Genomic DNA, 393 nt, shown 5'->3' with positions numbered 1-393 from the left:
GGCGACGGGCGTGGAGAACGCGACGACGGAGACCTTCACGGTGGTGCCGGCCGAGGCGGCCTCGCTGGAGCTCGCCGGCCTGACGCTCACCGCGGTCGCGGGTGCGACGCGCGAGGTGCAAGTGACGGTGTGGGACGCGTTCGGCAACGTGGCCACGAACTACACGGGCACGCTGGTCGTGCGGTCCACGGACGCCACGGCCTCGCTGCCCGCGTCCCATGTCTTCACCGCGACAGATGCGGGACACTTCACCTTCGCGGGCATCGTCCTCAAGCGGGCGGGCAGCCACCAGGTCACCGTGCAGGACGTGGGCGTCGCCACGCTGAGCGGTCTTCAGAATGTGGGCGTGGTGGCGGGGGAGCCCTCGACGCTGGCGTTCACCCAGGTGCCCAC

1 protein-coding gene is annotated in these 393 nt (G+C 71.2%); it reads left to right on the top strand.

Annotation, left to right across the window (positions count from 1 at the left end):
* Window positions 1-393 (top strand): hypothetical protein (locus tag D7Y04_RS44930; protein ID WP_158627712.1); only part of this gene is annotated, 393 nt, incomplete at both ends.

The sequence above is a fragment of the Corallococcus sp. AB038B genome (assembly GCF_003668955.1).
Lineage (GTDB): Bacteria > Myxococcota > Myxococcia > Myxococcales > Myxococcaceae > Corallococcus > Corallococcus exiguus.
Note: the sequence above shows the minus strand (reverse complement) of the source record. Positions and strands in the feature narration are given on the sequence as shown.